Origin of the sequence: Tahibacter caeni (assembly GCF_024609805.1) — a bacterium.
Taxonomy (GTDB): Bacteria; Pseudomonadota; Gammaproteobacteria; order Xanthomonadales; family Rhodanobacteraceae; genus Tahibacter; species Tahibacter caeni.
The window spans coordinates 1-4,035 of the sequence record NZ_JANFVR010000383.1 but is presented as its reverse complement, the minus strand read 5'-3'; the positions used below and the strand labels follow the sequence as shown (position 1 = coordinate 4,035).

General features: G+C 68.1%; 3 protein-coding genes. 2 read left to right on the top strand and 1 reads right to left on the bottom strand.

Features of this window, described 5'->3' with window-relative positions:
* Window positions 1–747 precede the first annotated feature (747 nt).
* Entirely contained in the window at window positions 748–1,182 is a 435-nt protein-coding gene (locus NON22_RS21170; protein WP_257388973.1) for an Lrp/AsnC family transcriptional regulator, read from the top strand.
* Window positions 1,183–1,320: 138 nt separating this feature from the next.
* Entirely contained in the window at window positions 1,321–3,378 is a 2,058-nt protein-coding gene (locus tag NON22_RS21165; RefSeq protein WP_257388972.1) for a multicopper oxidase family protein, read from the top strand.
* Between the two features lie 229 nt (window positions 3,379–3,607).
* Here the strand turns inward: NON22_RS21165 and NON22_RS21160 are convergent.
* On the bottom strand, window positions 3,608–4,035 hold a 428-nt coding region (locus NON22_RS21160), incomplete at its 5' end, for an OmpA family protein (RefSeq protein WP_257388971.1).

Below are 4,035 nucleotides of genomic sequence, written 5' to 3'. Positions count from 1 at the left end.
GCGGTGGTGACGGCGGCTTCGGCGGCGGCGGACTTGCCGGCGCCGGGCCTCGTGGCGGCCGCGGCCGTGACGGACGCCGCTGCGAAGCCGCTGCCGAACAGCAGCGCCGCGGCCAGGGTGACGGATCGGTAACGCGTGGTGCGGAACATGACTTCCCTCCCGAATGATGGATTCCCCCGTGCTTCGGAACGGCTCGTCGCGGCCTTGGTCCGGAGCGGCGGCAAATCTAGGAGGCGCGGCCGTCGCCGTATTGTCATATCCGCGGACAAAATCGTCCGGATGTGAACAAAAAATAACTGAATAAAAAAGATAAAAATAAACATGACGCGCGGCGCCCTGCGCCGGGCCGCGCAAGGCCGGAATGCCAGTGGGGAACCGCAGCGGAAACGTGGCGGACGCTTCGCGGCCGGCTTCACGAATCCGTCTTCTCATACCGAAATCGACGCTCGGCGCGACGGTTACGGCATGACAGCGGCGCGGCGCCGCGCGAAAGTCGCGGCGCCGGCTGCATTGGACGCGATCGCGGCTGCCGGCGCCGCCGCCGAATCGGACCTGGTCGCCGCCATTTGGCCGGTGCCGCCGGCGGGTCCTGCGGCGGGACGGATGCGGACGTCGCCGGCAGCGGACGCGATACGCAGGGGCAGGGCAGGGAGCGGCGCAGCGGAGCGCGCCGGAGCCGTCCATCGAGAACCGGCGCGGCAGGGCATCGGAGCCGTGCCGCCGCAACCCTACGCAGAGCCCGCCGCCATGCCCGCCATCGACGCCAAGGACCGCCAGCTGCTCGAACTGCTGTACCGCAACGCGCGCCTGCCGCTGAAAACCATCGCCGCGCGCGTCGGTCTCGCGCGCAGCTCGGTCCGCGAACGCGTCGCGAAGCTCGAGAGCAGCGGCGTGATCCGCGGCTATCGCGCCGAAGTCGCCTGGCCGCAGACGCCGGAATCGGTGCAGGCCTATTTCCAGGTGCGCCTGCGCCAGACGCCGGCCGCCGCGCTGGTGCGTCGCCTGCGCGAGCGGCCCGAGTTCGAGCGCTGCTGCTCGATCGGCGGCGAGATCGACCTCGTGCTCAGCGCCTGCGCGGATTCGCTGGCCGCGCTGAACGGCCTGCGCGACTGGCTCGCCGTGCAGACCGAAGTCGCGTCGGTGTCGACCTCGGTCGTGCTCAGCGAGGATTTTCGCCGCTGAGACGGGGCGGTTGCGGCGCGTTTGCGCCTGATAGCTTTTGTCGCAATTTTGCGATTGTGTTAGCGTGGCGCCGCGTCAGGGGCAGCGCGTCCAACCGGGCCGCCAGGTCCGCTTCCAGGGCTCCAAGGGGAAAATCCGATGAAGGCTGACGGTGCGTTCGTAGCGCGGCGCGATGCGGCGCGGGTCCTGCAATCCATGGCGCGCCGGGCCTTGCCGGCATTGCTGTTCGCCGCAGCCGGTGCGGCCGCCGCGGCCGAGCGCATCGATGCGCCGCCGGTCGCCGCACAGATCCGCCGCGGCGCCGATCTCGTACGCAAGACCACGGCCGAGCTGGCGGCCACACCGGCGAATCCCTGCCAGCGGCCGCTGGGCTCGCGCGAAGTCTGCATTCCGCTGGACATCGAGTTCACCGACTCGACGATCTTCAATCCGGCCACGGGCCAGGACGACCACGTCCATCTGCGTTCCTACCGCAGTCCCGGCACCGATCCCAAGGTGCCGTTCGTCGCGCCGCTGATCGAGGTGCAGCCCGGCGAGACCGTGCGCATTCCGCTGCACAACAAGCTGCCGGCCGAGCCCGACTGCGCGAAGGGCGTGCCGAACATCAACGTGCCGCACTGCTTCAACTCGACCAACCTGCATTCCCACGGCCTCTGGGTCAGCCCGGCCGGCAACAGCGACAACGTGCTCATCGCGCTGCTGCCGAACGTCAAGTTCGAATACGAGTACAACATTCCGCCGGACCATCCCTCGGGCACGTTCTGGTATCACCCGCACATGCACGGCTCCACGGCCCTGCAGGTCGCTAGCGGCATGGCCGGCACCCTGATCGTGCGCGGCAGCCGCAAACCGACCGACAATCAGACCGGCGACATCGACACGCTGCTGTTCGAGCCCGGCGGCGTGCGCGTGACCGAGCGCGTCGTGCAGCTGCAGCAGGTCCAGTACGCCTGCCGCGACAAGGACGGCAACATCAAGAAGAAGACCGTGCGCCGCGACGGCAAGGACGTCGTCGTCGCATGGATCTGCGACAAGGACGACGAGGGCAAGCCCGACGTCGGCAAGGTCGACAAGTACGACCAGTTCGGCCAGACCACCTGGACCGAGTCGGGCCGCTATACCAGCGTCAACGGCCGGGTGCTGCCGACGTTCGCGAACGCCCGCGCCGGCGCGCTCGAACGCTGGCGCGTCGTGCACGCAGGCGTGCGCAACAGCGTCAACCTGCAGTTCCGCAAGATGAAGCGCGGCGCGAAGGCGTTCGATCGCCTGAAGGTCGCCGAACAGCAGTCGTGGATCGACGCGAACTGCACCGGCGAGCTGCTGCCGCAGTGGGAAATCGCGAGCGACGGCCTGACTCATTCCCGGATCATCCGCAAGACCGCGAACGTGCTGCAGCCGGGCTATCGCAGCGACGTGCTCGTGGTGTTCCCCGAACCCGGCGACTACTGCGTCATCGACGGCGACGCGAAGGCCGACGACAGCGTGAGCTGGACGGCCGAGAGCCGCCAGCTGCTCGGCAAGGTCGCCGTCGGCGCCGGCAGCGACGTGACTGGCGACGTGGAGCAGTACCTGGTCACGACGCTCTCGGCCATGGCCGACGCGACGCAGGACCCGGCCATGGCCGGCAGGATCAAGGACGGCATCGCCGGCGGTCTGCGCCTGGATGCGTTCGTGCCGCATCCGGACGTCGACGAATCGGAGCTCACACCGCCGGGCCAGACCATGCAGTTCAGCATCGTCTCGGTCGACGTGCCTGATCCGGCCGCTCCGGACAAGAAGACCAAGCGCACGGAATTCCGCGTCGACGAACACGCCTACGACCCGAAGGCCTCGCGTACCCTGGTGCTCGGCCGCAGCGAGGAATGGAAGCTGACCTCGGCCACCGGCGATCACCCGTTCCACATCCACGTCAACCCCTTCCAGATCGACCGCATCCTCGACACGAAGAACGGCAATCGCGACGTCAGCGTGCCCGGCAGCGGCGACAGCTCCTACGACGGCCTGAAGGGCGCCTGGAAGGACACGCTCTGGATCAAGCAGGGCTTCGACGTCTACGTGCGCACGCGCTACGAGCGCTACATCGGCGAATACGTGCTGCACTGTCACATCCTCGACCACGAGGACCAGGGCATGATGCAGAACGTCAAGGTCGTACTGCCCGACGGCAAGGGCGGCGGGGTGTACGGGCATCATTGATCTACGAGGGAATCGGGAATGGGGAACAGGGAACAGGGAATAGGGAACAGGGAATAGGGAATCGTTCGAGCGCGAATCCCGGTTCCCTCGCTTCGGTCCGACCAAGCGAGTTACAGCAGAGCGCGAAGCTCTGCTGTCACGGCTCCCTATTCTCGATTCCCGGCCTTTCACCCATTCCCGATTCCCAAAAAAAAAAACCGGAGAGCGACGTCCGTCGCTCCCCGTTTCTTCACCGCGAAGCCACCACGTTCTGCACGATGACCTCGACGCGGCGGTTCTGCAGGCGGCCGCCGCTGCTCGCGTTGTCGGCGACCGGGAAATCCGGGCCCATGCCGCGCACGGTGATGCGGGACGGGTCGACGCCGTGGCCGACGAGATAGGCCTGCACCGATTGGGCGCGGTGCAGCGACAGGTCGAGATTGAAATTGCGCGACCCGGTCGAGTCGGTGTGGCCTTCGATCGCGACCTGGCTGCGGCCGTCGCTGCGCAGCGCCTGGGCGAGCTGGTCGAGATTGCGCGCGGCGCCGGGCTTGAGCTCGGCGCGGCCGGTCTCGAACAGCACGTCGCCGAGGGTCACGACCATGCCGCGCTCGGTCTCGCGGGCCTGCAGCTCGGCGAGCTGCGCGCGCGCGGACTCCGCGTCGAGCCGCGCCCGCT